The sequence below is a fragment of the Lachnospiraceae bacterium oral taxon 500 genome, from assembly GCA_002999035.1.
Lineage (GTDB): Bacteria > Bacillota > Clostridia > Lachnospirales > Vallitaleaceae > W11650.
In genome coordinates this window covers 2,291,395-2,316,950 of record CP027241.1, presented here as the reverse complement: position 1 = coordinate 2,316,950, position 25,556 = coordinate 2,291,395, and the positions used below count along the sequence as shown (strand labels likewise).

The window sequence follows — 25,556 nt, the reverse complement described above, 5'->3', positions numbered from 1 at the left end:
GAAAATGAGGTTTTTATGGTCAGGCAGACAGGGCCGGAGATTTTAGCGCCGGCAGGAAGTATGGAAGCATTATATGCCGCGCTGCACGCCGGTGCGGACGCGGTTTATTTTGGCGGAAAAATATTATCGGCCAGAGCCTATGCCGGTAATTTTGAAAAGGAAGAAATCATCGAAGCCGTTGCTCTGCTGCACCGACACAAAGCCAAGGCACATCTGACCTTAAATACGCTGGTCAAAAATCCGGAGCTCAGGCTCCTGGAGGAAATCGGCAATACGCTTTGCGAAGCTCATATTGACGCTGTTATTATTCAGGATATGGGTATTTATCTTTTTTTTAAGCGCTACTTTCCGGAACTGGCTTTGCATGCCAGTACGCAGATGACCGTTCATAGCGTGGCGGGGGCGGCGCGCCTATATGAATTGGGGTTTCAGCGGGTTGTTTTAAGCCGGGAGCTGACACTGAAGGAAGTACGGCAGATTATGGAAGCCGTGCCGGTTGAAGTGGAAACCTTTGTCCACGGGGCAATGTGCTACTGCTATTCCGGGCAGTGCCAAATGAGTGCCGCTTACGGTGAGCGCTCGGCGAATCGGGGCAAATGCGCCCAGCCTTGCCGCCTGCCGTATCAGACAGATAAGACCGGCGGTTATCTGCTCTCACTGAAAGACCAAATGACTTTGTTTGATTTGCCGGAGCTGATCGCTGTCGGAATTGATTCCTTTAAGATTGAAGGCCGGATGAAAAATCCGGAATATGTGTATACTGTTACGCAAATGTACCGAAAATACAGGGATTTAGCTTTGGCCGGCGGTAGCTATCAGGTTGACACGGCAGATGTGGCCAGAATGAGCGAGGTTTTTTCCCGGGGAGCGACCAGCGCCGGCTACTATTTTATGCGGAAGTCAGCCGATATGATTTTTCCGGAGCAGCCGAAAACTGCTAAACTGACCAATGCCAAAACCCTGGCGGAGCTTGCTTTTGTCCGGCAAAAACCGGAGCAGAAGGCAGAGGTTGATTTTTATGTTCAGGCCAAACAGGGGCAGCCACTGACATTGACCGTCGTTTTTAGCGGCGGATTATCGGCTTTGACTCCGATTTGCCAAAGAGGCGAACCGGTGCAGCCGGCGCAGAAAAAAGCAACTACGGCGGCAGAAATCGAAAAACCGCTGCGGCAGCTGGGGGATACGCTCCTGATCTTAAACAAATTGGAATTGGAAATGGATGAGCAGGTTTTTGTACCGGTCAGTCAGCTGAAAGAACTGCGCCGGCAAGCGACCGCGGCGGTTGAAGCCGTCCTTTGCTCAGACTGGGAGAAAGGCGAAACGGAGGAAGAGCGGAAAGCCCGTGTGCCGATCCGCCCGCTGCAGTCGATTGTTTGGCCGGAGCCGTACCGGCGCACGGAAACGGCTGGGCCGCAAGTTTCGGTTTTAGTCCGAACCGAGGAGCAGCTGAAAAATGCTTTCGCTTCCGAGGCTGACCGGATTTATCTGGAGTGGTCGTTTTTAAGCATAGAAACAATGCTTTCTTATATTAAAGTAATGACGGCGACGCCTAAGCAGATATTTTTAGCCGCTCCGGCTATTCTGCGCGGAGAGGAACTGCAGCGCTTTGACCGGGAATATGAACGCCTGCGGGGAGCCGGCCGGGAAAATGGACGGGAAATCGGGCTTTTGCTGCGAACGGCTGATCATTTGGCCTTTTTCCGGGCAAAAGGAGTGGCGCTGGCCTTGGATCATTCCTTTCATATCTGGAACCAGCTGGCCTATCAATTTTATCAAACCGAAGCCGAGCCGGTCAGTATTTGCCTGAGTAATGAAATCAGCTATCAGGCCCGCTCGCAGCTGGGGCGTTTTGAAATGGTAATTTACGGCAAGCTCGCTACCATGCAGACCGCCAACTGTCTGGCCAATGCCGGCGGACGGGGGAAAGACCGGTCGACGAATCCCCTTTGCCGAACCGGAGCAACGGAGACGCTGAATTATATCACTGACCGCAAAGGCGCAGTACTGGGATATCACCGCAACTGCAAAACCTGTTCCAATACCTTGTTTAATCCGGTACCGCTCTTTTTAGCCGATCAGCCGGTCGGTTATGCCGAGTGCTTGCGTCTGGAGTTGTTGGATGAAACGACCGAGGAGTTGGAGCACCTGATGCGGCTGATCAGGCAACTGAAACAGGGAAAACGGACAGCGCTGCCCGGTCTCAGTGAGTTTACCCGCGGCCATTACAGCAAAGGAGTAGAATAATAGTAGCATGATGAATGTAGGATTGGTAATTTTCAGCCTGCTGTTTTTGGCCGGAAATTATTTAGCGTATAAAGAAAAAATTTCTGCGTTTGTTCCTTTCCTGTTTGTATTTTTAAGTGAAGGGACGGCGGGGCTGGCTCTTTATTTCTGGCAGGGAGGCAGCCGGCAGCTGCTGACTGCGTTTGGGCTGATTGTCCTCTTTTCTGTGCTGGCTCTGATTTTGGCGCGCATTTTACCGGGACTGCAGCCGCTGATTTGGGCGGAGATTGTTTTTTTGGTGCAGACCGGCAGCTTTATGCTGTATCGGATTGATGCGGCGCTGGCGGTCAGGCATATTATAATCTGCCTTTTGGGGCTGGTGCTGATCCTGCCGATTCATTGGCTGGTGGGAAATTTTCGGACGGCGCCGCGGTATTATTTCCTTTATTATATTGCCGCGGTAGGATTGCTGCTGATGAATAATGTCACCATGTACGGCGCGACCAATTGGACGCAAATTCAAATTGCCGGCATCGGCCGGCTGATTTATCAGCCGTCAGAGTTTGTAAAAATCTTATATTCTTTGTTTTTAGCGTCCTTTTTGCTGCAGAGATTCAGCTGGCGCGGGTTTCTGACGGCCAGTTTTTTAAGTATGGCGGTAGTAGGGATTTTGGTGTGGCAGCGGGACTTAGGCGGCGCCTTTATCTTTTTTATCATTTATGCAGCGATTACTTATATGTACAGCCATAATAAACTGCTTTTGCTGGGGCAGTGGGTTTTGGCGGCAGCGGCGGCAGGGGTCAGTATTTTCTTTTTTTCTCATGTCCGGGTGCGGATTATCAGCTGGCTTTATCCGCTCCAATACGCGCAGAACGAGAGTTATCAGATCGTGCGTTCCTTGCAGGCGCTGATGAACGGCCGTTGGTGGGGAACGGGCCTTGGCTTCGGTGCACCGGAGCGAATTCCGGTAGTGACGTCGGACTTTTTATTTGCCGCCATCGGTGAGGAATACGGGGCTTTTTATTTATTACTGTTTGTTTTGCATTTTTTATGCCTGCTGTTGTTTTTATATAATCAATGTCTGAAGTCCCAAAATAAGTTTTATTTTTATGCCGGAACAGGCCTGACTACCATGCTGGCTGTCCAGGGATTTTTAATTATGGGCGGCAGCAGCTGCATGATTCCGCTGACTGGTGTCGTCCTGCCCTTTGTCAGTTACGGCGGCAGCGCAATGCTGGGTAATTTTGCCATTGCCGGTATGATTGAGAATATGAGTAAGTTGCCGGAGCGGGAACAGATTGATGTTATGGGGGCTGCTGCTGTCGATCAGGATCTGACGGAAGTGTGGGCGCTGAGCAAATATATCCGGCTGCTGAAAGTTTTTGTGCTGGCGCTATATCTGGCGCTGACCCTGTATTTAATTTGGCTTTATCAATTCAGCGGGATAAAGTTTGGTTAATTTTCTATTGAAAAAATTGATAAACCATTATATACTATTAAACAGGTTGCTGAACTTCTCCCGCTGGTGAGAACCGCTTTTTCAGGCGGAGTGCTGTCTGTTATTGCAGGCAGAGTAAAAGGTTCAGCAGGAATGTCAACGGATAACACCCAAGGAGGTTGGAAATGATAGAAGCAGTCAGCTGCGGCGGGGTGGTAATCCATAGAGGGAAAATATTATTGCTTTATAAAGATTATAAAGGCCGGTACGAAGGTTGGGTACTGCCCAAGGGAACCGTGGAAAAAGAGGAAGACCATAAAAACACGGCTCTGCGGGAAGTCAGAGAGGAAACCGGCGTATCGGCTAATATTGTGAAATATATCGGCGATAGTCAATACACCTTTAGGGTTGCAAATGATATTGTGAATAAGAATGTGCACTGGTACTTAATGAAAGCCTATAATTATTACAGCAAACCGCAGAAGGAAGAATATTTTGTGGATTCCGGATATTATAAATATCATGAAGCATACTATTTGCTCAAGTTTTCCAATGAAAAGCTGATTTTGGAAAAGGCTTATCAGGAATATTTAATTTTGCGCAAAGCGGGCGTGTGGAATACAGAAAAAGAAGAACGCCGGCGGTAAGGAGCAGCTTATGAAAATCGGAGTAATCGGTGCCGGCAGTTGGGGCATGGCCTTGGCGGCACTGCTGGATAAGAATTCGCATCAGGTGCGGTTGTGGTCATGGCAGGCCGGGGACCTGGAAGAAATCAAAATGACGGGCACGATTGCCGCTAAGTTGCCGGGAGCCGTTTTGCCGGGCACGATTGAGTTATGTGCTGATTTGGCAAAGACTGCGGCCGGCAGTGAGCTTTTAATCATAGCAGTACCGTTTGCGGCGGTGCGGCAGGTATTGGAGCAGCTCGTTCCGCTGGTAGATCAGAGCGGGATTTTGGTGCATGTGTCCAAAGGCATTGAGCAGCACAGCCTGAAAACTTTGGATGAAATCAGCCGCGAATATTTTCCGGACAATCCCACAGCCATTTTGTCAGGGCCTTCGCATGCCGAAGAAGTGGTGCGGGCACTGCCGACTTCGGTGGTGATTGCGGCCAGGGAAAACGAGCTGATTCTGCGCTTGCAGGATGTCTTTATGAATGCTTCGTTTCGGGTTTACGGCAGTAATGATGTCAAGGGCGTCGAGCTGGGAGCGGCAGTGAAAAACGTGATTGCCTTAGCTGCCGGCATTTCTGACGGCTTAGGCTTTGGTGATAATGCCAAAGCGGCTTTAATTACTCGGGGGATGGCGGAAATTCGCCGGCTCGGAAGTGCAATGGGAGCTGAGGACTATACTTTTACCGGATTGACCGGAATGGGTGATTTGATTGTCACCTGTACTTCGCTTCACAGCCGGAACCGCAAGGCCGGTTATTTGATCGGGCAGGGCGTTTCGCCGCAGGCGGCAGCCGAGCAGGTCGGCATGGTGGTGGAAGGTGTTTATTCGGCCATTGCCTGCCGGGAGTTAGCGGAAAAATATCAGGTTGAGATGCCGATTGTGGCACAGATGAATGAAGTTTTATTTGCCGGCAAGGATCCGTGTCAGGCGGTAACGGATTTGATGCTGCGGGATAAAAAGTTTGAGTAACCGGTCAGGCTGGGAGACAGCTTGTAAGCCACATTCAGGTAAGTCATGAGTTGTTGGCTGAAATGGGATTCGACAAATAATGCGGCTTAAGGCCGGATATCATTAACTCAACTTTCTCATAGTCTTTTTTGGCTCTATCCCGCTCAAAGAGCGGGTGCATGGACTCCACTTTCGGCCGACGGCATCGCAATTTGCCTATCATTCCCGCCCGCCGCCGAAAGGCGTAGCCTTTCTGGAAGCAACGAGCCTAAAAAAGACTGTTCTGACGAACATGGGAAAGTTGAGTTATTAAAATAAAAGTCGAACCAGAGAGAAAAAGTTTTCAACATGAAAAGATCGCATAAATTTAGCGTTTTATTTTGAAAAAGATAGGGATATTGGTTATTTTGCTTTAAAACAAAAAGAAAAAACCAATGTCCTTTTTCTTTCTTTGCATATTTTGTATAAAAACAGGAAACAAATATAGTGCTTTTTCGGGCGATATTTTCGTGTTGAAATTATTGTTTAAAATTCAGATATTGACAGTTTTTTTGATTAGGTATAAAATATTCTTAAATCTTTGGGAAAATAAAAATAAATATAGAGGTTATTTTTTTTACCATAGATTGACAAAAAAATAACTTTTCTGAAGGCGAATGGGTTTAGCTCAGAAAAGCTATGGCAATATTATTTAATGACAGGTTTAAGGAGAATGATTATGAAATCAGCAAAAAAAGTTTACCGGTTTCCATTGGTATCGCCAGCGTGTGGTTCGGTGCACACTGCGGCCCGGGCGTTGCTTCCGGAAACCAAGTAGGACAGTATTACAGCAAGTTTAGCATTTACGGATTATTCACCGGGCTTATTGCCATGCTTTTGCTGGGTACCTGTATTTTCTTTTCCATTGAATTCGCCAGAATCAACAATACTTACAATTTCAAGGACTTTGCCAATAAGTTCTTTTCACCCTATCAAGTGTTTTTTGCCAACTTCTTTGACTTTACCTATGCGGTAACGGTGCTTTTGGTAGTTGGTTCCTGTATCGCAACCGGTGCTAAAACGATTGAGAGCACATTCGGAATTCCGAATATGGTCGGCAGTCTGCTGCTGGCCGGCGTTACGATTGTTTTATCTATCTTCGGCGCAGCGCTGGTTCGGTCGTCTTCCACTTTAATGACGGTTCTTATTTTAGTGGCGCTCTGCATTATCATCCTCGTCGGTTTGACCTCTGATAAAGCGCAGTTTGCTCTGCATATGAGCCAAAATCTTTCCGAATATCCCTATGTTCCGGCTGCCAGCAATGTCAGCATTTTGGGTGCGCTGTGGTCGGCTGTTTTGTATGCGGGCTTCCAATCGGCCGGTAATATGGCCAATGCCGTATCGGTAGCGGAAGGTCTGAAAGACCGGAAGGATTCTTTAAAAGCAGTAATTTACGGTGTTGTCGCCAATGCTGTTCTGATTGTCGGCATCGCTGCCCTGCTGTTTGCATATCCTAATATTTTAAATACTTTCTTCGGCGTTTTGGCCGGAAAGGTGACCGGCGCAGACGGCGCTCCGATTCGCAGCTATATTCCGAACTTAGAGGTTGTTAAGTTCTTGGGTATCCCGGTACTTCAATATCTGTATGTTTTGATCCTGCTGCTGGCGATTATCACCACTTTGGTCAGCTTTGCATTTGCTGTCTGCAATCGCTACGGCAAGTACATTCCGGTTAAGCCGGGTGTGACCCGCGACTTGATCACCTTGATCATCATGCTGGTGCTTTGCCTGTTGGTATCGCGGCTGGGCTTGAACGTCATCGTTGGTAAGGGCTTTACTTACTTGGCTTATGCTTGTATCGCTGTAGTTATTCTGCCGACGATTGTGATTGGTTACAAGAAAATCAATCAAAAACCTGCAAAATAAAAGAGATAAGCCCTGTTTTCCGCTGACGGCATAATGATTTTCCCGGTGGAAAACGAGCAAAATAAATTTTTGGCGATGTAGTGAACGTTATTCATTCGCTGTGTAACGTTCACTACAATTGCGCGGAGAAGCAGGCGGACCGGTAAGGGAAATAATAAGGCAGGAAAGGAGGACGCTATGCAATTTATTAACTTTAATAAAATTGATTTTAAGATTCCGGGACTGGATGAAGTAAAATTGCCGAAAATGGTGAAAATCCGGCAAAAATATGACAGCGCCAAGATTGAAGATTTAAAAGGCTTTATTGAACAGGAAATGGATAAAACCATCCAAAACAAAGCCGATTATCAAGGTAAGAGTATTTGCATTACGGTTGGCAGCCGGGGCATTCCGCATTTGGATTTGATGGTCAAGACAATTGCTGAGAAATTAAAAGAATACGGCGCCAATCCCTTTATTATTCCGTCGATGGGCAGCCATGGCGGCGCCAGTGTAGAAGGACAGATTGAGATTTTAGAAGGCTACGGCATTACTGAAAAAACAATGGGCGTGCCGATTCGGGCGACCTTAGACGTGGTTCAGATTGGTGAGCTGCCGGATAAAACACCGGTGTACTGCGATAAGTACGCTTATGAATCGGACGGTATCGTTATCTTAAATAAGATTAAACCGCATACCGATTTTAGAGGCAAGCATGAAAGCGGTCTGGCCAAAATGATGGCAATCGGAATTGCCAATCATAAGGGGGCATCGATGTTCCACCGGATGGGCTTTCAAAGTTTTGCCCGGCGGATTCCGGAAGTGTGTGAAGTCTTTTTACAAAATGCCAAACTGGCTTTCGGCGTGGGCATCGTTCAAAACGCATATGATGAAATCAGCGAGTTGGAAATTATTCCGACTGAGAAGTTTTTGGAAAGGGATGCGGCGCTTTTGGAAATTGCCAAGGAAAAAATCGCCAAGTTTAAAAATCCCGATTTTGATCTGCTGATTATTGATGAAATCGGTAAAAATATCAGCGGTAACGGGCATGACCCCAATATTACCGGGCGCAGCAATTCCAAGGGCTTTGAGGATGTGGTCAATATTCAAAAGCTGTTTATCCGTGGAATCAGCAAGGAATCGCATCATAACGGTGCCGGGATCAAAGGGGCCGATATTACCACCCGGCGGTGCTTAAATGACATTGATTTCAGTTCGACTTGGACGAATGTAGCTACGGTTAATATTTTAACCGGCGGCAGTATTCCGATGTATGTGGAAACCGATTTAGAAGCTATCAAGGTATGTATTCGGACCTGTCTCGGAATCGATTATACACAGGCCAAAATTGTTCGCATTTTGAACACTTTGCATATGAATGAAATCGAGGTTTCTCTGCCGTATTATGAAACGCTGAAGGATAACCCGGAGATTGAGCTTTTAAGCGAACCGTATGATATGCAGTTCGATGAAAACGACTTTTTGATCTAACAAGCATCAAAAGTATGGAAATCCGTTGCAAGCTTGCTTGCAAAAGGATTTATCGTCTTTTGATGCGCAAAAACATGAGTAAGCAGCCGTTTTTGCAAAAAAACGAGCGAATTACGAATGTTTTTGCAAGCATTGCGAGCGGCGGGAGCCGGAGCAATCTGGCATAACAAGCATCAAAAGTATGGAAATCCGTTGCAAGCTCGCTTGCAAAAGCCCGGAAATCCCAACGGAGTTTTATCGGCAAACGGCTTTTATCTTTTCGTAAATATTTTTTAATGTATATTTAAAGCGGTGTATGTTAAAATAATATTGACACCCGTTTGCCGCCGGAATAAACTCCGGATGGAAAAGCGTTTTAATGGGGTTATAAGGTATGACAGACGTTTCGGTTTAGGAGAGAAAATGTATTATCTGGGAATTGATATCGGTTCTACCACTTCCAAGGTGGTAGTAATCAATGAAAAAAAAGAAATTGCGGCCAAAGAGATGGTTATTGCCGGAATCGGCACGGACGGCTCACATCAGGTATATGAAAAGATACTGAAGCAGATTCCGGCCGAGCAAATTGCTCGGGTTACTTCAACCGGTTACGGCCGAAAATTATTTGAGAAAGCGGATGCGGAAATCAGTGAATTAAGCTGCCATGCCAAGGGAGTGTTTCATACTTTTCCGCAGACCAGAACGATTATTGATATCGGCGGTCAGGACGCGAAAGTGTTGTTGTTAAATGACAAGGGCCGGATGGTTAATTTTGTGATGAATGACAAATGTGCTGCCGGTACGGGGCGCTTTTTGGATGTGATGGCCAATATCCTGCATTTGCAGATTGGTGATTTGCAGACGGAATATTTTAAGTCGCAGCAGCCGATTAATATTTCCAATACCTGCACGGTGTTTGCGGAATCGGAGGTTATTTCGCAGTTGGCAGCCGGCAGGGAAAGGGCGGATGTTGTCGCCGGAATTTGTATTTCGGTTGCTAACCGGGTGGCTTCGCTGGCCAAGCGGGTCGGCATTAAAGAAATGGTTTGTATGAGCGGCGGGGTGGCCCGCAATCAAGGAGTTCGTGATGCCATGAGTAAGAAGCTGGAAATGGAGATTTTATTCTCACCGGATGCTCAGTATATGGGAGCACTGGGAGCGGCTCTTTATTCATTGGAAGATGCACAGTAAGGTGCCTGACGTTTCTAGGTTCGGTTGAACATGAGAGGTCAGGCTGGTAGGCAATGGCTATTTTCCTGCACTCGCTTGGGTTGGCGTTTGCGCATGTTGTTTTGTCGGCGGCAAGAGGCGGCTTTTTTCGAATGGCCGCAGAAGGCTCAAAGCATCGTGGGAAAAGAGCGGGATTAATTAAGGAGGCAAATTATGGCAGAAGAAGAGAAAAAAGAAGTAAAACCGGAAAAGAAACCGATTGATGTCAACTCTTCCAAGTATAAATTGGGGAAGGTTGTAGCGGATCATTATCGTGAAGTAGCGGAAGCCAAGGCTCGCGGAGAAAAGATCGGCTGGTGCGCCAGCAATTTCCCGCAGGAGATTTTTCAGACGCTGGGAGTTAAAGTTTGTTATCCGGAAAATCAGGCAGCGGCGATTGCTGCCCGCGGTGCAGGCGAAAAAATGTGTGATATTGCCGAAAGTGACGGCTATTCCAACGATATTTGCGCTTACGCCAGAATCAGCTTAGCATATACCAAAGTTAAGGATGCGCCGGAGCAAAATATGCCGCAGCCTGACTTTTTGCTGTGCTGTAATAATATCTGTAATTGTATGATCAAATGGTATGAGAGTATTTCTAAAGAATTAAATATTCCGCTGATTTTGATCGACATTCCGTTTAATCCGGACTATGAGGTTTCGGATGCACAAGTCGCCTATGTCAAGGGGCAATTCCTAAACGCAATTAAACAATTAGAAGAAATTACCGGCAAAAAATGGGACGATAAGAAGTTTGAAGAAGTCATGGCTATTTCCAACCGGACTTCCCGGGCGTGGCTGGAAGCAACTTCTTATACCAAGTACCATCCGTCACCGTTAAACGGCTTTGATCTGCTTAACCACATGGCGGTTGCCGTTTGCGCCCGCGGTACGGTTGAAGCAGCCGAGGCATTTGAAACCCTGGTTGAAGAGTATAAGGAAAATGTGAAAAACGGTACCAGTACCTTCCGCGGCGAAGAAAAGCACCGGATTATGTTTGAAGGTATTGCCTGCTGGCCGCATTTGCGGGCAACGGCAACGGGCTTAAAGTCACGCGGCATCAACATGGTTGCAACTATTTATGCCGATGCTTTCGGCTTGATTTACAACAGCTTTGATGAATTGATCAAATGCTACTGCAATGTGCCGAATGCGGTATCTTTGGAAAAAGCACGGGATAACCGGATTCGGATTGTGGAAAAAACGCAGCCGGAAGGAATGTTGGTCCATACCAATCGTTCCTGTAAGCTGTGGAGCTCGTTTATGTATGAAATGAGCCGTCAAATCGGAGAAGCAACCGATATTCCGGTTGTATCTTTTGACGGTGATCAGGCTGACCCCCGCAACTTCTCGGAAGCCCAATATGAAACCAGAGTACAGGGATTATATGAAATCATGGAAGAAAACAAAAGGGAGGCAGTAAAATGAGCAGATTAAGAGAATTATTAAACCAATTTGAAGAGATTGCCAATTCCCCGAGAAAACAGCTGGATCATTATATGGCGGCCGGGAAACCGGCAATCGGCGTAGTGCCGGTTTATACGCCGGAAGAGATCATTCATTCCATGGGTTTTGTACCCTTCGGCGTATGGGGTGCGGATGTTGAAATTAAGGATGCCAAGGCGTATTATCCGTCCTTTATTTGCTCGATTATGCAGAGCATTTTGGAATTGGGCATTCACGGGGCGTACAAGGGTCTGAAGGCAATCGTTATTCCGTCTTTGTGTGACTCGCTCAAGTCTTTGGGTCAAAACTGGAAATATGCGGTCAAAGATGATATTTTATTTATTCCCATGACCTATCCGCAAAACCGGGAAAATGAAGTTGGCCGGGCTTTTACCAAGGCATCCTATGAGCGGGTCATTGCCGATATTGAAAAGCATTTGGGCGGTAAGTTCGACGATGCTGCTCTGCAGAAATCCTTGGATATTTATAATGAACACAACCGGCTGATGCGTGAGTTGAGTGCGGCGTTAGCTGACCATGATCAGATTACGGCTTATGAGCGCCGCAATATTTTTAAGTCCGCTCATTTTATGCTGAAAGAAGAACACAGCAAGTTAGTGGCTGAATTCTTAAAGGAGTTGGAAGGACTGGAAAAATCAATCGGCAAGGTCAGAGTTATCACGACCGGTATTTTGGCTGACAGCCCGAACTTACTGGCTATTTTTGATGATAATAACATGACGATTGTAGGCGATGATATCGCACACGAATCCAGACAGTACCGGACGGATGCGGTAAGCGGTGCCACGGCTTTGGATAAGCTGGTGGACAAGTTTGCCAATATGGGCTGCTGCAGCGTGTTGTTTGATAAGGATCGCAAGCGTGCGGATATGCTGCGGGATATGGCTAAGGAACGTAAGGCAGCCGGCGTTATTGTCCTGATGACCAAGTTCTGCGACCCGGAAGAGTTTGATTATGTCTGCATTAAAAATACTTTGGACGAGGCCAATATCGCCAATGTTATTACCGAAATTGACCGGCAGATGGTCAATTACGAGCAAACCAAGACGACCTTGGAGACTTTCGGCGAAATGATTCGCTAAAAATGCCGGACTGCCGGCTCATGCCGCCGCGGGCTTCCTTCGGCGGCACGGCAGTCTGACTTTTGCTCTGGGCCACGGAGGCGGGATTTGTTTGATAAAAAGCAGATTGCGCATTTGATCGGTTCGGCTGCTAATAGTATAGCAACACTGGATTACAGAGCTTTCATGTGATGTTTTAGGATAGGAAAACAAAAAGAGATGAATCTGATCAATTATACTATTCAGGAGTGTTTTTACCGGCGAATAAAAGAAACGCCGCAGGCATTGGCCTATCGTTTCGGCGAACACGAATACAGCTGGGCAGAAGCCGGAAAGATCTCTTTGGCGCTGGCTGAGGAATTACGGCGGCAGGGCGTGAAAAAAGGACAGCGGGTAGGCTTGCTGTCGATTAACAGCGAGGCTTGGCTTTTTTATTTTTTTGCTTTGCAGCTGCTTGGTGCTCAGCCGGTACTGCTTAACACTGCCCTGAGTGATGATGAAATCCTGCGTAACATTGAATTAACAGAAGTGAATTATTTATATTACGGGGAAGGTTATCATCGCAGCTTTGAAGAGTTGATGAAGCGTTTAGGCCTTATCTGTATGCGCCGTTCTTATCTTGGCAGCCGAAAAATGCGAGCAGACGGCTGGAAAGAAATGCTTGCTTCGGCAGTAGAAATGGCGGCGGATGTTTCTGAACATGAAGTTTGTTGTTTTCTGTTTACTTCCGGTACAACCAAAGCAGCAAAAGCAGTTATGCTGACGCATTATAATTTGCTTAACAATGCCCGGGCGATTGCCGAGGCTATGCACTGGCAGGCAGATGACCGGATGTGCGTAGCAGTTCCCTTTTTTCATTGCTTTGGCTTAACGGCTTGTATTTTGGCTGGCTTGGAAACGGGTTTTCCGCTTTACGTGCTGGATCATTACCGGACGGTTCAGGTCTGCGGTATGCTGCAGGAGCACCGCTGTACGATTTTAAACGGCGTACCCAGTATGTTTTTGGCGATGAAACATAATGCCGCGCACAGTGATTATGATTTGTCATCGGTCTGTTCGGGTGTGATTGCCGGTTCACCGATTTTTGAAAATGATTACTATGATATTTGCCGGATGTTTCGACCGGATCTGCATTTGCAGCCCTCTTACGGGCAGACGGAATCTTCGCCCTGTATCACGATTGCGGCTTATGATGACGACCTGAAAACCAAGGCAACGACGGTCGGCAGGCCGATTGAGCATATTCAGCTGCGGGTTGTTGATACTGAGACCGGCCGGCTCTGTGCCGCCGGAGAACGGGGGATGATTCAAACCAAGGGATATCATGTGATGAAGGGTTATTATGCCATGCCGAAGGAAACCGCGGAGGCGATTACGCCTGACGGTTGGCTGGTGACCGGTGATATCGGCTATTTGGATAAGCAAGGCTATCTGCATATTTCCGGACGCGGGAAAAATCTGATTATTCGAGGCGGGGAAAATATTTCACCGGAAGAAATCGAATACTATATCCGGAAAATTGACGGAGTCGAACAGGTCAAGGTGATGGGGGTACCGGCAGCGGTTTTGCAGGAAGAAATTGCCGCTTGTATTGTTCCTTCGCGCAAGGATTTAACCAAAGAGGAGATTGTTGCGGAATTAAAGCAGAACCTGGCGGATTATAAAATCCCGCGATATATTTTCTTTTTGAATGAAATTGAGCGGTTAGCGTCCGGGAAAATTGATGAAAAAAGTTTATTAAAAATTATACTAAGGAAAGTTAAGGAGCTTTCGGTTTAACGCAAAGATAGGAATTCTAAGAAAGAGGTGTCATAATGTTTTTATCGGAAAAACATAAACTAATTCAGCAGCTGGCTGCGGACTTTGCGGCCAAAGAACTGACCAATGAGGTTTTAGACCAGGTAGAAGAAAGCGAAGTATTTCCGGAAGAGATTTATCAGAAAATGGCTAAAGCCGGGTTTTTCGGTATCAAAGTGCCGAAGGCTTTGGGCGGTGCCGGAGCCGATACTTTAGCATATGTCTTAGTCATGGAGCAAATCGCTAAGGTCAGCGGTGTGGCCAGTATTTACGTATCTTCTCCCAACTCCCTGTCAGGTGGCCCTTTGCTGCTGTCGGGCACGGACGAGCAAAAAGAAAAATATTTAAAACCGATTATTACCGGTGAGAAAAAACTATGTTTCGCCCTGACCGAGCCCGGTGCCGGTTCCGACGCGGGCAGCATGACTTCCCGGGCGGTTAAAAACGGTGATCACTATATCTTAAACGGTCGGAAAACATTTATTACCATGGCTCCTTTGGCAGATTATGCAATTGTTTACGCCAAAACCGATCCGGCTGCTGGCACCAGAGGCATCAGCGCCTTTATTGTCGATATGAAATGGCCGGGCGTTTCCTGCGGTAAACCGGAACATAAAATGGGTGTGATCGGCTGTGCGACCAGCGATATTATCATGGAAGACGTTAAAGTGCCGGTCGAAAACCTGTTGGGTGAAGAAGGCAAGGGCTTTGTCAATGCCATGAAAACGCTGGACGTCGGACGGATCGGTGTGGCTGCCCAGTCAATCGGTGTGGCCGGCGGTGCTTTGGAAGAAGCGATTCGCTATTCCAAAGAAAGAAAGCAGTTTAAGAGAAGGATTGCTGATTTCCAGGCAATCAGCTTTATGCTGGCGGAGATGGCAACGAAGCTTGAAGCAGCTAAGCTCCTGACCTATCAGGCAGCGATGATGAAAGACGCGGGACTGGCCGCTTCCAAAGAGGCTTCCATGGCTAAGTTCTTTGCATCGGAAACATGTAACGAGATTTGTGCCAAGGCCGTGCAGATTCACGGTGGCTATGGCTTCATCAAGGAATATAAGGTGGAAAGAATGTACCGCGACTGCCGCGTATTTACGATTTACGAAGGCACCAGCCAGGTACAGCAAATGGTTATTTCCGGTCAGTTATTAAAATAAGGGAAGGAGTTTAAGGCAGTGAAGATAATAGTTTGTGTAAAACAGGTTCCGGATACGAATGAAGTTAAGATTGATCCGGTTAAGGGAACGTTAATCCGGGAGGGAGTCCCCAGTATTTTAAATCCGGACGATGCTAACGCGCTGGAAGAAGCTTTAAAAATTAAGGATACCTATGAAGATGTGGTAGTTGACGTTGTCAGCATGGGACCGCCGCAGGCAACTTATATGCTGCGGGAATGTTTGGCGATGGGAGCCGACAATGCTTATTTGCTGAGTGACCGGGCATTTGGCGGGGCCGATACCTGTGCTACTTCTACGACCATTGCCGCCGGAATCAATAAAATCGGCGATTATGATATCATTTTTGCCGGCCGGCAGGCTATTGACGGCGATACCGCGCAGGTTGGGCCGCAGGTCGCACAGCGCCTGAATATTCCGGTGGTTACCTATGTACAGGGCTTTAAGCTGGAAAACGGGAAAGTCATCGTTCAGAGAATGATGGAGGACGGTTATGAAGAAATTGAAGTTTCAACGCCCTGCTTATTAACCGCCGTCAATGAACTGAACGTTCCGCGCTTCATGAGTGTGAACGGAATTGTAAACGCTTATGAAAAAGAAATCACGATTTGGAATCACAGTGATGTTAACCTGGATCCGAACGACTGCGGTTTAAACGCTTCGCCGACCCAAGTGTTCCGTTCCTTTACGCCGCCGGCTAAGGGCAAGGGAGAAATGGTCAGCGGAACGGAAGCTGAGGTAGCGCAGTATTTGGTGAATAAGTTTAAGGAAAAGCACATAATTTAGGAGGTTATCATGGCTGTAAGAGTTATTACTGATAAGTGTAGGGGCTGTAAAATCTGTGTAAAGGCATGTCCGTTTGACGCCATCACGATGGTCGGCAAAGTGGCCGAAATCGGCTCGGCTTGTACGGCCTGCGGCGTTTGTATTGAAAAATGCCCGTTTGATGCTATCATTCGGGAGGAAAAAGAAGCAGGTACCGATTTATCGCTGTATCATGGCGTTTGGGTCTTTGCCGAACAGAGAGCAGGCAAGCTGATGTCAGTGGCGATTGAGCTTTTGGGGGAAGGCCGCCGTCTGGCTGATGAGATCGGGACAGAACTGTGTGCGGTGCTGTGCGGCAGCGGCATCAGCGATTTGGCCAAAGAATTGATTGGTTACGGCGCGGATAAGGTTTATGTTGCCGATTCACCGATTTTGGAGAATTACCGGACTGATGCGTATACCGAGGTGATTTATCAGGCAATTACCGAATATAAACCGGAAATTGTGCTGCTGGGCGCAACCCATATCGGTCGGGATTTGGGACCGTGTCTGGCCGTAAAAGCTGGTACCGGTTTGACTGCTGACTGTACGCGGCTGGAAATTGACCCGGAAGATAAGAAGATCAAGCAAACCCGTCCCGCTTTCGGCGGTAATTTGATGGCGACGATTATTTGTCCGAACCACCGGCCGCAGATGTCAACGGTTCGGCCGGGCGTAATGAACAAGGCGCCGTTTGATGCTGACCGGACAGGGGAAGTAGTTCCGTTGACGGTGACGATCACTGAAGATGACGTCCGCACCAAGATTTTGAAGATTGTTAAGTCGGCCACCGAAATGGTTTCACTGACAGATGCCGATATCATCGTTTCCGGCGGTATGGGCTTGGGCAGCAAGGAAGGCTTTGATAAGCTGAAAGAGCTGGCCGATGTCCTGGGTGGAACGATTGCCGCTTCCCGAGCAGCGGTTGACGCCGGCTGGATTGATCATTCCTATCAGGTCGGTCAAACCGGAACTACGGTTAAGCCGCAGGTGTACTTTGCATGTGGTATTTCGGGAGCAATTCAGCACATTGCCGGTATGCAGAATGCGGGGCTGATCATTGCGGTCAACAAAGATGAAAACGCGCCGATTTTTGAAGTGGCCGATTACGGCATTGTCGGTGACCTGCATAAGGTAATTCCGGCGCTGACGGAAGCCTTCCGGCAGGAAATTGAAAAATCAAAACAGTAGGAAAAGGTAAAATCAAACCGACAGCTTGACCGCTGAAAATATTTTCAGCAGCCGAAGATATATTTTGTTTTTTAGCAAACAAGGAAAAAGATAAGGCAGGCGGCGGAGTTTTCCGCAGCCGGCCATCTGATAAACTTCCCGGCTTTTAACTTGGGAAAGCAGTTTTTTATCTCTTTTCCGGGACAAAATCAGGGAAAGGCAACAGCAAAAATAAAATGTTTAGGAGGCCAAAACTATGAGCAAAAAACTATTGGAAGGCGTAAAAGTGGTGGAATTAGCCAATTTTATCGCTGCAGCAACCGCCGGCAGATTTTTAGCCGACCTGGGAGCAGATGTCATCAAGATTGAAAGCGCCAAGGGCGATCCGCTGCGCTATACCGCGCCGTCAGAAGGACGTCCGCTGGATATGTATGAGAATACGACTTGGGAGCTGGAGAACGGAAACAAGCGCTGCTTCTCGGTTAATACCAAGGAGCCGGAAGGCAAAGAAGCTTTGTTCAAGCTGCTGGAGGGTGCCGATGTTTTGATTACCAACTGGAGAGTGCAGGCTTTGGAGCGCTCGGGTCTGGCTTATGATCAATTAAAGGAAAGATTCCCCAAATTAGTTTATGCCATCTGCACCGGTTACGGTGAATATGGACCGGATAAGGATTTGCCGGGTTTTGATTTTACTTCTTTCTTTGCCCGCGGTGGTTATTTGGATAGTCTGCGTCAGGCCGGGACTGTGCCGATGAACGTAGTACCGGGCTTAGGTGACCACAATGTCGGTATGAACCTGGCAGCCGGTATTTTGGCAGCACTTTATCATGCCAAGGTTACCGGTCAGGGGGAAAAGGTCGAAACCAGCCTGTATGAAAGTGCCGTCTTTAACATGGGTATGATGGTGCAGGCTGCGCAGTATACCGATTACGGCAAGAAATACCCGATTGATATCCGCTTATCCCCGAATCCGTTTAACGCCGCCTGGCGGACCAAGGATGACCGTTTCATCCAAACCTGTATGCCGGATTACAACACTTACTACAAGCCGTTTATGAAGGCGCTGGGTCGGGAGGACTTGCTGGATAATGAAAATTATTTCCCGATTAAGACCTTGCAGGAAAAGGGCATCACTTATGAAGTTTATGATATCGTCATGGAAGCTTTCGGCAAGAAGACGGCGGCAGAATGGAAAGAAATCCTGAAAGAAGCTGACGTTGCTTTCTCGGTAGCACAGAGCTGGGAAGAAATCTTAGAAGATCCGCAGGCCTGGGCCAACAACTGCTTCTATAAGATGAAGTATGATAACGGCAACGAGAGAACCCTGGTTCGTCCGCCGGTAAAATTCCAGGAAATGGGCGTGCCGGAATACCGTCGCGGACCGTTGATCGGCGAGAACTCTTATGAAGTTATGGCAGAACTGGGCTATACTCAGGAACAAATTAAAGATTTTGCTGAACGCGGCATTATCTATAAATGGGAAAAGAAATAAGTTTAAACTATCAGCTTAGTGGTGATAATATGAAAGCCCCGCTTTCCAAATCAGGGAAAGCAGGGCTTTTCATCGCTTAAGAAAATGAACAGGGCGCTCGATAACCGCCCTTTCCCGCCTGATAAATATCATAGAAGGCTCCGATGTCATTCCGGTGCGGGTCATTATTTTTACCTGTAAAGGAGCCTTGACGGAAGTATAGCATGCTCTTTTTTTTCTGTCAAATAAAAGGAGCATAAGAATTTTGAAGAGGAAATTTTAAAGATTCATAAAATAAAGCAAAAAATAAAGACAGTTCATTTTAAATTCCTGCCTTTATTTTCTGTTTTTATCACAATAATATTACCATTTACTGACGAAGATTCGTCAATTATTTAGCCAGCATGGAACGCAGGAACCAAATCTGCTTATTGTAATCAGCGACATGATCCTCCAGGAAACTAACTGCCGAGAACCAGCCTTCCTTGTCGGCGGCATTGCGCAGTTCGGTTGCTTCCTTGCGCAAAAGTTCCAAATCAGCCAAAACAATGGCCAAACCTTCCGCATATTCAAAAGTGCGGGACGGTTCTTCCTTAATCGTTGCTAACTGCAAATATTCCGCCAAAGTAGAAGCCGGTACAATACCGTACATTCTCAAATGCTCGGCTACTTCATCCATCCGCTCAAAGGACTTTTCATATTCCGCTTCGGTAAATTCATGAACCGGAACAAATTGCAGGCCCTGTACGTTCCAGTGAATGTTGTGCAGTTTCGCGGTCATTACCGCTTGGTCAGCTAAATAAACATTGAATTCTTTCTCTAATTTGTTCATAATCTTTTCTCCTTTTTTATGTTTGACAGCCATTCTTTGTACCTAACTTTTTCATAGTCGACAGAACAGTCATTTTGAATTAAGCCGCCGCCGGCAGAAAGCGAAGCGTTCGACCGGAGGTATTGCTGTCAGAAAGTCTGATTTGTTATTGCAGCGGTGGCTTTGCTGATGCAAAACAGTATGGACAGAGAACCGCTCCGCCAAAGTCAATCAATTCCACCGAAAGTATTAAAATTACTATGGGTTTAGCTTAACATTTGCTCTGTATAAAGTCAAGTATAAAAAGCGACAAAAATTAGACAAGAACTAAATGCGGATCCGTAATTCGTAACATTTCGACCTTGTCCGAATTGTAACCATGTTTGGTGTCGGCCTTGACTTTCCGGTGCTTCTAACTTATAATATTTTTAGCAGATTAGCGGCAAGTGAGCATTAGAAAGGAGTTGCGATGATTAAAATTATTAATGCGCGGACAGCGGATGAAAATGATCAGCTTCTTCCGGTTGAGGTACTTATAAAGGAAGGAAAAATTGCGGAAATCAGCCGTTCGCTTCCGGAGGAACGGAGCGCCGATACGATTATGGATGCCGGGGGGAAGCTCTTAGCGCCCGGCTTTGTGGATGTGCATGTCCACTTGCGTGAGCCCGGCTTTGAGTATAAAGAAACGATTGCTACTGGCTCCCGGGCGGCGGCCAGGGGCGGTTATACTACCATTTTGGCAATGCCCAATACCAAGCCGGTGCTTGATAATCCTGAACTTTTAAAGGAATTAACCGCAAAAGCGGCTAAGGAATCTTTGATTGAAACGCTATTTTATTCGGCCATTACTTTAGGCGAAAACGGTCAAACCTTAGTCGAGGTTAAAGACCAACTGGCAGCCGGGGCAGTGGCTTTCTCCGATGACGGCCGGGGCGTTCAGGATGCCGGCATGATGTATGATGCGATGCTGGCGGTCAAAGCAAATAACAGTCTGATTGCGGCACATTGCGAGGAAAACAGCCTTCTTCGGGGTGGTTATATTCACGCCGGCCGCTATGCCGAGGAACATGGGCATAAGGGGATTTTAGGATTATGTGAGGATTTACAGATTGCCAGAGATTGTGCCATCTCTTTGGCAACCGGAGCCAGATATCATATTTGCCATATGAGCACGGCGGCGGGGGTTGACCTGCTTCGCTATTATCGCGGCAAATGCGGCTGGATTAGCGGCGAGGTGACGCCGCATCATTTGCTTCTGACCGAGGATGACTTGCAGGAGGACGGCGATTTTAAGATGAATCCGCCGCTGCGCAGCCGGGCCGACCGGCAGGCTTTGATTCAGGCGCTGGCTGACGGCACGATTGAGTGTATCTCAACCGATCATGCCCCGCATAGTTCGGAAGAAAAAAGCAAGGGCTTGGCCGGATCGCCCTTTGGCATTATCGGTTCGGAAACGGCTTTTCCGCTGTTGTACACTTATTTGGTGCAGACCCGGAAAATTAGCTTGCACCTTTTATTGAAGGCCCTGACCGAAAATCCGGCCAGAATCTTCGGGCTGAAAGGCCATCGCTTGGCGGCCGGTGAGCCGGCCGATTTGGTGCTGATTGATTTAGACAAAGAATATGAGATCAAAAAGGAAGATATGGTCAGCCGGAGTAGTAATACGCCCTTTGCCGGTCGGAAAGTAAAGGGCCGGATTGATACGGTTTTTTATCGGGGAAAAATGGTTGTTCAGGATGGAAAGGTTATGTAATAGCCAAAAGCAAAAACGGCAGAAACCAAGGTTATATAAAGCAAGAGGCGTAAGAAAAGGAAAATCATGATGCAGCAATATCAAATGAAAATTACTGAAAACATTCCGTTAGCCAGAGATATTTACCGAATGAGTTTAACGGCGGAGGCGGCTGACTTAAAAGGCTTTGCCGCCGGCTGTTTTGTTCATATCAAAATCAATGACGGTGCGCTTTTGCTGCGCCGCCCGATTTCACTTTATGAAGTAAGCCCGGCGCAGAATACCATCCGAATTATTTATAAAGTGCTGGGTAGGGGAACGGCGCTGCTGGCGCAAATGAAAACAGGAGAAGAACTGAATATTTTAGGACCTTTGGGTAATGGCTTTCCGATTTCGGAAACAACCCGTTCGGTCCTTTTAGCCGGGGGCGGGGTTGGTGTGCCGCCGCTGTATGAATTGGGCAAACAGCTGAAGGCAAAGCAAATTCAAATTACCTCGGTGTTGGGTTTTCAGGATGCTGCCAGTGTTTATGCCGTTGAAGAGTTTCAGGAGCTGGGCAAGGTTTTGGTATCGACTATGGATGGCAGTGTTGGTCAAAAAGGGACGATTTTGGATGTCTTAAACAGTCAAACCATTGAGTTTGACACTTTATATGCCTGTGGGCCGAAAGGGATGCTGCAGGCGCTGGATTTGAAATACCAAGGTCAAAAACAGGGTTATCTGTCCTTTGAAGAAAGAATGGCTTGCGGTATCGGTGCCTGCTACGGCTGTATGCTGAAAACCAAAGCCGGGCTGAAAAGAGTGTGCAAGGACGGGCCGGTGTTTGCCTTGGGGGAGGTGGAATATGAATCGTTTAGCCGTTAAACTGCCGGGCTTAAACCTGAAAAATCCGGTGATACCGGCCTCCGGCTGTTTTGGTTTTGGCCGGGAATTTAGTGAGATTTATGACTTATCGCTCTTGGGTTCAATTATGATTAAGGCGGTAACCAAAGAGCCGCGCACCGGCAATGCTATGCCCCGGATTGCGGAAACGCCGGCCGGAATGCTGAACGCCATCGGCCTGCAAAATCCCGGGATTGACCGAGTGGAAGAGGAACTGCGCTGGCTGGCTCATTATGATTTACCCATTATTGCCAATGTTGCCGGGTACTCGGACGAGGATTACTGCTATGTGGCGGAACGGATTTCCAGAGTGCCTAATATCGGAGCGCTGGAGATTAATATTTCCTGCCCGAACGTCAAACAGGGCGGCATTACCTACGGACAGGATCCGGAAATTGCCCGGCGGCTGACGAGGAAGATTAAGGCGGCAGCCTCTAAGCCTGTTTATATGAAGCTTTCGCCCAATGTAGCCAATATTAAGGAAATGGCGCAGGCGGTGGAAGACGGCGGTGCGGACGGGATTACCATGATTAATACTTTGATTGGCATGCGCTTTGATTTAAAAAAACGGGCGCCGCTTTTAGCAAATAAGACCGGCGGTTTGTCGGGGCCTGCCATCAAACCGGTAGCGCTGAAAATGATTTATGATGTTTATGAAACGGTCAAGATTCCGATTATCGGGATGGGCGGGATTGAAACGGCGGAGGATGTGCTGGAGTTTTTCTATGCCGGCGCTTCGGCGGTGGCGGTCGGAACCGCCAATTTCGTCAATCCCCGGGTTTGTCCGGAAATCATTGCCGATCTGCCGCGTGTGCTTGACCGATATGGTTTTCAGACTATCGGGGAAGCTACCGGGGCGGGACATTAAGGACGGCGGAAAGAAAGCCGCTGTTTTTCACGGTTATTTTGCCGGAAGGCGCAGGAGCTTTTTCCATCTTCGTTGCCGGTGCGCGTAAAACAGTTCGGCCCACAGACAAATCAGCGGTGTTTTCCGGCCGGCGTCAATCTCCACCCGGTCAGTATAAAGCGTATGCCTGTCATCGATCGGCTTTAGTTTAATCAGATGATTCCACACCGGAACATGAAGATTGCCTTCATGGGAATAGATGGTCAGCTTTTCCCGGTCAAATATCAGGATCCGAATGGTGTGGATTCCCAAGGGCAGCAGCCCGAACAGCTTGAGTTTCAGCGAAAAAAAGCGGCCGCTTTTCCAGGTAAAAGTTTTTCGGCCGCCCAGCGGCTCAAATGTGGCATACGGAGCTGCGACATACTGCAGAGAATCAAGCCTTTGCAATTTCTTCCAGATGGCGCCGGCTCCGGCCGGCAGGACGGAACTTTTGCAGATAATTTTACTCATAGTTAACCTCCGTTTGATTTTAGGTGCTGCTGAATCTTTCGTTTCCGCAATTATGTTTTTAGGGAAGTGGCGCTGCCGCTCAAGCAAATGCTGCCGGCGCAAGATAATGATTTTTCCCGGGATCGCCTTGCTGAAATGGACCGGAGTTTCGCCTTTTTCAGTTTTCGTCAGATCCTGTAAACAGTATACCACAGAATATTGAATTTATCCATAAAATGAAAGTTTCTGGATCTTTTAGCGGATATTACAGTTTTTATGGGGAAGTTCCGCAGGAAATTAAGAAAAATATAAAACAATAACTCAACGTTCTCATATTCGATAGAACAGCCTTTTTTATTATCGGCTCGCCGAATGCCTGCGACATTCCGCTTGGCGGGGCGCCCGGGCAGAAAGGCGAAGCCTTTCGACAGGAGAAAGTTGAGACAATAAGAAAGTGAGGATAAAATGTTAAACTTAGAACCGAAGAAAGTATTTGACTATTTTGAAGAAATCAGCCAAATTCCCAGAGGGAGCGGCAATGAAAAGGCAATTTCCGATTATCTGGTAAAGTTTGCCAAGGACAGGGGATTAGAGGTTGTTCAGGACGCAACCGATTCCATCTTGATTACCAAACCGGCGGCTGCCGGCATGGAGAAAGCGCCGGGTGTGATCGTGCAGGGACATATGGATATGGTTTGTGTTAAAACACCGGACAGTACGCATGATTTTCTGAAAGATCCGCTGACTCTGGAAGTTGACGGTGATTTGCTGACAGCTAAGGATACAACCTTGGGGGCCGATAACGGCATTGCCGTTGCCATGGCGTTGGCGCTGCTGGACTCCGATGATATTCTGCATCCGCATTTGGAAGCGGTGATTACGACAAATGAAGAAGTCAATATGAACGGTGCTCTGCAATTTGACGCCGCCGCATTAAAGGGGAAATATTTTATCAACGTGGATTCCGAAGAGGAGGGCGAGATAACTATCGGCTGCGCCGGCGGTTTAAAAGCAGTGTTAGAGCTGCCTTATACCAAAGAAGATTTAGCGCCGGGCCTTCGGCAGAAGGAAATTATTGTCACCGGTTTAAAGGGCGGCCATTCCGGTGCGGAAATTCACACCAACCGCGGGAATTCGCATAAGCTGATGGGCCGGTTTTTGTCGGCGCTGAAAAAAGAAATTGATTTTGAAGTTTTGGAAATCAGCGGCGGCATTAAGGACAATGTAATTCCCAGTCATACGGTTTGCCGGATTGCTTTGGCGCCGGAACAGGAGGCAGTGCTGACCGAAGTCCAAAACCGGATGCAGAAAGAGTGGACCAATGAATTATCGGCCAGTGATCCAAAAGTTGAACTGCTGGTGAAAGATTGTCGAACAGAAGATGTTCAAAAAATAAACGATGAGGCAGCAAAAAAGCTGATTCTGCTGCTGAACACTTTGCCTAACGGCGTTCAGACCATGAGCAGCAAACTTCCCGGTATGGTGGAAAGCTCGCTTAATTTGGCAGTGATTCAAATGACGGAACAGGTCATCAGTTTATCGTTTTCCACCCGCTCCAATGTGGGCAGCTTAAAGCAGCAGCTCAATTCGGTTTTGCAGGATTTTGCGGACATGAACGGCCTGCATTTTTACAAGACAGCCGAATATCCGGAATGGGAAATGAAACCGGAAAGCGAATTGCTCAAAAAAGCGGCGGCAACGTATCAGAGCCTGACCGGAAAAGAAGCGGTGGTAAAGGCGATTCATGCAGGGCTGGAGTGCGGCGTGTTTTTATCGAAGAAACCGGAATTGGAAGCCATCAGCATCGGTCCGGATATGTGGGATGTTCATTCGGTTAAAGAACGCTTGAGTATCTCTTCAACGCAAAGAACCTGGGAATATTTAAAAACACTGCTGGCGGAACTGGGGAAATTGAATTAAAAATTTATTTGACATTTACCCCGAACTGTGGTATTGTACTTTAAGTGTGGTATACCGCTCGGATTAGGTCAGCAAAAAGGATAGCC

Annotated in this window: 21 protein-coding genes; 19 read left to right on the top strand and 2 right to left on the bottom strand. The window is 47.5% G+C overall.

Annotated elements, in window-relative coordinates; genetic code table 11:
• Positions 1–15: 15 nt before the first annotated feature.
• From C3V36_10490 to C3V36_10420, 15 genes are all read left to right on the top strand, one after another.
• A complete protein-coding gene (locus tag C3V36_10490) occupies positions 16–2,244 on the top strand; it encodes a hypothetical protein (protein AVM69634.1) in 2,229 nt (742 codons plus the stop codon).
• A 7-nt stretch (positions 2,245–2,251) separates the two neighbouring features.
• The gene (locus C3V36_10485; protein AVM69633.1) at positions 2,252–3,682 is read left to right on the top strand and encodes a hypothetical protein; all 1,431 of its coding nucleotides are present in this window, start codon (positions 2,252–2,254) and stop codon (positions 3,680–3,682) included.
• A 164-nt stretch (positions 3,683–3,846) separates the two neighbouring features.
• Positions 3,847–4,308, top strand: coding sequence for a hydrolase (locus tag C3V36_10480; GenBank protein AVM69632.1), 462 nt, complete (start codon positions 3,847–3,849; stop codon positions 4,306–4,308).
• A 10-nt stretch (positions 4,309–4,318) separates the two neighbouring features.
• Positions 4,319–5,305 (top strand): glycerol-3-phosphate dehydrogenase, encoded by a 987-nt coding sequence (locus C3V36_10475; GenBank protein AVM69631.1) that lies wholly within the window; start codon positions 4,319–4,321, stop codon positions 5,303–5,305.
• A gap of 657 nt (positions 5,306–5,962) precedes the next feature.
• Positions 5,963–7,189: a hypothetical protein gene (locus tag C3V36_10470; protein AVM69630.1), complete on the top strand. Its 1,227-nt coding sequence runs from the start codon at positions 5,963–5,965 to the stop codon at positions 7,187–7,189.
• Between the two features lie 177 nt (positions 7,190–7,366).
• Positions 7,367–8,659 carry a hypothetical protein gene (locus C3V36_10465; protein ID AVM69629.1) on the top strand — a complete coding sequence of 431 codons (1,293 nt, stop codon included), beginning with the start codon at positions 7,367–7,369 and terminating at the stop codon, positions 8,657–8,659.
• 402 nt (positions 8,660–9,061) lie between these two features.
• Entirely contained in the window at positions 9,062–9,829 is a 768-nt protein-coding gene (locus tag C3V36_10460; protein ID AVM69628.1) for a 2-hydroxyglutaryl-CoA dehydratase, read from the top strand.
• Between the two features lie 53 nt (positions 9,830–9,882).
• Positions 9,883–10,071, top strand: a complete 189-nt coding sequence (locus C3V36_10455; protein AVM69627.1) for a hypothetical protein — start codon at positions 9,883–9,885, stop codon at positions 10,069–10,071.
• Positions 10,022–11,275: a 2-hydroxyglutaryl-CoA dehydratase gene (locus C3V36_10450; protein AVM69626.1), complete on the top strand. Its 1,254-nt coding sequence runs from the start codon at positions 10,022–10,024 to the stop codon at positions 11,273–11,275. Before C3V36_10455 ends, C3V36_10450 begins: the two co-directional genes overlap by 50 nt.
• Positions 11,272–12,396, top strand: a complete 1,125-nt coding sequence (locus C3V36_10445; protein AVM69625.1) for a 2-hydroxyacyl-CoA dehydratase — start codon at positions 11,272–11,274, stop codon at positions 12,394–12,396. The genes C3V36_10450 and C3V36_10445 overlap by 4 nt, the downstream gene beginning before the upstream one ends.
• Before the next feature lie 198 nt (positions 12,397–12,594).
• Positions 12,595–14,154: an AMP-binding protein gene (locus C3V36_10440; GenBank protein ID AVM69624.1), complete on the top strand. Its 1,560-nt coding sequence runs from the start codon at positions 12,595–12,597 to the stop codon at positions 14,152–14,154.
• A 35-nt stretch (positions 14,155–14,189) separates the two neighbouring features.
• Positions 14,190–15,326: an acyl-CoA dehydrogenase gene (locus tag C3V36_10435; GenBank protein AVM69623.1), complete on the top strand. Its 1,137-nt coding sequence runs from the start codon at positions 14,190–14,192 to the stop codon at positions 15,324–15,326.
• Between the two features lie 18 nt (positions 15,327–15,344).
• Complete coding sequence (locus C3V36_10430; GenBank protein AVM69622.1) at positions 15,345–16,130, top strand: electron transfer flavoprotein subunit beta; 786 nt, start codon at positions 15,345–15,347, stop codon at positions 16,128–16,130.
• A 9-nt stretch (positions 16,131–16,139) separates the two neighbouring features.
• On the top strand, positions 16,140–17,339 hold the full coding sequence (locus C3V36_10425) for an electron transfer flavoprotein subunit alpha (protein AVM69621.1): 1,200 nt from the start codon (positions 16,140–16,142) through the stop codon (positions 17,337–17,339).
• Positions 17,340–17,574: 235 nt separating this feature from the next.
• Complete coding sequence (locus C3V36_10420; protein ID AVM69620.1) at positions 17,575–18,810, top strand: CoA transferase; 1,236 nt, start codon at positions 17,575–17,577, stop codon at positions 18,808–18,810.
• Between the two features lie 370 nt (positions 18,811–19,180).
• Here the strand turns inward: C3V36_10420 and C3V36_10415 are convergent, their stop codons facing one another.
• A complete protein-coding gene (locus tag C3V36_10415) occupies positions 19,181–19,621 on the bottom strand; it encodes a DNA starvation/stationary phase protection protein (protein AVM69619.1) in 441 nt (146 codons plus the stop codon).
• Between the two features lie 448 nt (positions 19,622–20,069).
• Between C3V36_10415 and C3V36_10410 the strand changes: the two genes are divergently transcribed.
• The 3 genes from C3V36_10410 to C3V36_10400 all read left to right on the top strand — a co-directional run bounded on the left by C3V36_10410 (position 20,070) and on the right by C3V36_10400 (position 23,082).
• On the top strand, positions 20,070–21,353 hold the full coding sequence (locus C3V36_10410; GenBank protein ID AVM69618.1) for a dihydroorotase: 1,284 nt from the start codon (positions 20,070–20,072) through the stop codon (positions 21,351–21,353).
• A 66-nt stretch (positions 21,354–21,419) separates the two neighbouring features.
• Positions 21,420–22,196, top strand: a complete 777-nt coding sequence (locus C3V36_10405; GenBank protein ID AVM69617.1) for an NAD-dependent dihydroorotate dehydrogenase B electron transfer subunit — start codon at positions 21,420–21,422, stop codon at positions 22,194–22,196.
• Positions 22,177–23,082, top strand: coding sequence for a dihydroorotate dehydrogenase (locus tag C3V36_10400; protein ID AVM69616.1), 906 nt, complete (start codon positions 22,177–22,179; stop codon positions 23,080–23,082). The genes C3V36_10405 and C3V36_10400 overlap by 20 nt, the downstream gene beginning before the upstream one ends.
• 33 nt (positions 23,083–23,115) lie before the next feature.
• Here the strand turns inward: C3V36_10400 and C3V36_10395 are convergent, their stop codons facing one another.
• Positions 23,116–23,571 (bottom strand): hypothetical protein, encoded by a 456-nt coding sequence (locus C3V36_10395; protein AVM69615.1) that lies wholly within the window; start codon positions 23,569–23,571, stop codon positions 23,116–23,118.
• A gap of 444 nt (positions 23,572–24,015) precedes the next feature.
• Here C3V36_10395 and C3V36_10390 point away from each other — a divergent pair, with 444 nt between their 5' ends.
• On the top strand, positions 24,016–25,470 hold the full coding sequence (locus tag C3V36_10390; GenBank protein ID AVM69614.1) for an aminoacyl-histidine dipeptidase: 1,455 nt from the start codon (positions 24,016–24,018) through the stop codon (positions 25,468–25,470).
• The last annotated feature ends 86 nt before the right edge of the window (positions 25,471–25,556 follow it).

What these genes read in the sequence shown, in the direction of transcription:
- C3V36_10410 (AVM69618.1), top strand. Translation starts at nt 20,070, where the DNA reads ATGATTAAAATTATTAATGCGCGGACAGCGGATGAAAATGATCAGCTT.
- C3V36_10465 (AVM69629.1), top strand. Translation starts at nt 7,367, where the DNA reads ATGCAATTTATTAACTTTAATAAAATTGATTTTAAGATTCCGGGACTG.
- C3V36_10420 (AVM69620.1), top strand. Translation starts at nt 17,575, where the DNA reads ATGAGCAAAAAACTATTGGAAGGCGTAAAAGTGGTGGAATTAGCCAAT.
- C3V36_10400 (AVM69616.1), top strand. Translation starts at nt 22,177, where the DNA reads ATGAATCGTTTAGCCGTTAAACTGCCGGGCTTAAACCTGAAAAATCCG.
- C3V36_10440 (AVM69624.1), top strand. Translation starts at nt 12,595, where the DNA reads ATGAATCTGATCAATTATACTATTCAGGAGTGTTTTTACCGGCGAATA.
- C3V36_10470 (AVM69630.1), top strand. Translation starts at nt 5,963, where the DNA reads ATGGCAATATTATTTAATGACAGGTTTAAGGAGAATGATTATGAAATC.
- C3V36_10450 (AVM69626.1), top strand. Translation starts at nt 10,022, where the DNA reads ATGGCAGAAGAAGAGAAAAAAGAAGTAAAACCGGAAAAGAAACCGATT.
- C3V36_10395 (AVM69615.1), bottom strand. Translation starts at nt 23,571, where the DNA reads ATGAGTAAAATTATCTGCAAAAGTTCCGTCCTGCCGGCCGGAGCCGGC.
- C3V36_10485 (AVM69633.1), top strand. Translation starts at nt 2,252, where the DNA reads ATGATGAATGTAGGATTGGTAATTTTCAGCCTGCTGTTTTTGGCCGGA.
- C3V36_10390 (AVM69614.1), top strand. Translation starts at nt 24,016, where the DNA reads ATGTTAAACTTAGAACCGAAGAAAGTATTTGACTATTTTGAAGAAATC.
- C3V36_10460 (AVM69628.1), top strand. Translation starts at nt 9,062, where the DNA reads ATGTATTATCTGGGAATTGATATCGGTTCTACCACTTCCAAGGTGGTA.
- C3V36_10405 (AVM69617.1), top strand. Translation starts at nt 21,420, where the DNA reads ATGATGCAGCAATATCAAATGAAAATTACTGAAAACATTCCGTTAGCC.
- C3V36_10475 (AVM69631.1), top strand. Translation starts at nt 4,319, where the DNA reads ATGAAAATCGGAGTAATCGGTGCCGGCAGTTGGGGCATGGCCTTGGCG.
- C3V36_10415 (AVM69619.1), bottom strand. Translation starts at nt 19,621, where the DNA reads ATGAACAAATTAGAGAAAGAATTCAATGTTTATTTAGCTGACCAAGCG.
- C3V36_10435 (AVM69623.1), top strand. Translation starts at nt 14,190, where the DNA reads ATGTTTTTATCGGAAAAACATAAACTAATTCAGCAGCTGGCTGCGGAC.
- C3V36_10490 (AVM69634.1), top strand. Translation starts at nt 16, where the DNA reads ATGGTCAGGCAGACAGGGCCGGAGATTTTAGCGCCGGCAGGAAGTATG.
- C3V36_10445 (AVM69625.1), top strand. Translation starts at nt 11,272, where the DNA reads ATGAGCAGATTAAGAGAATTATTAAACCAATTTGAAGAGATTGCCAAT.
- C3V36_10455 (AVM69627.1), top strand. Translation starts at nt 9,883, where the DNA reads ATGGCTATTTTCCTGCACTCGCTTGGGTTGGCGTTTGCGCATGTTGTT.
- C3V36_10425 (AVM69621.1), top strand. Translation starts at nt 16,140, where the DNA reads ATGGCTGTAAGAGTTATTACTGATAAGTGTAGGGGCTGTAAAATCTGT.
- C3V36_10480 (AVM69632.1), top strand. Translation starts at nt 3,847, where the DNA reads ATGATAGAAGCAGTCAGCTGCGGCGGGGTGGTAATCCATAGAGGGAAA.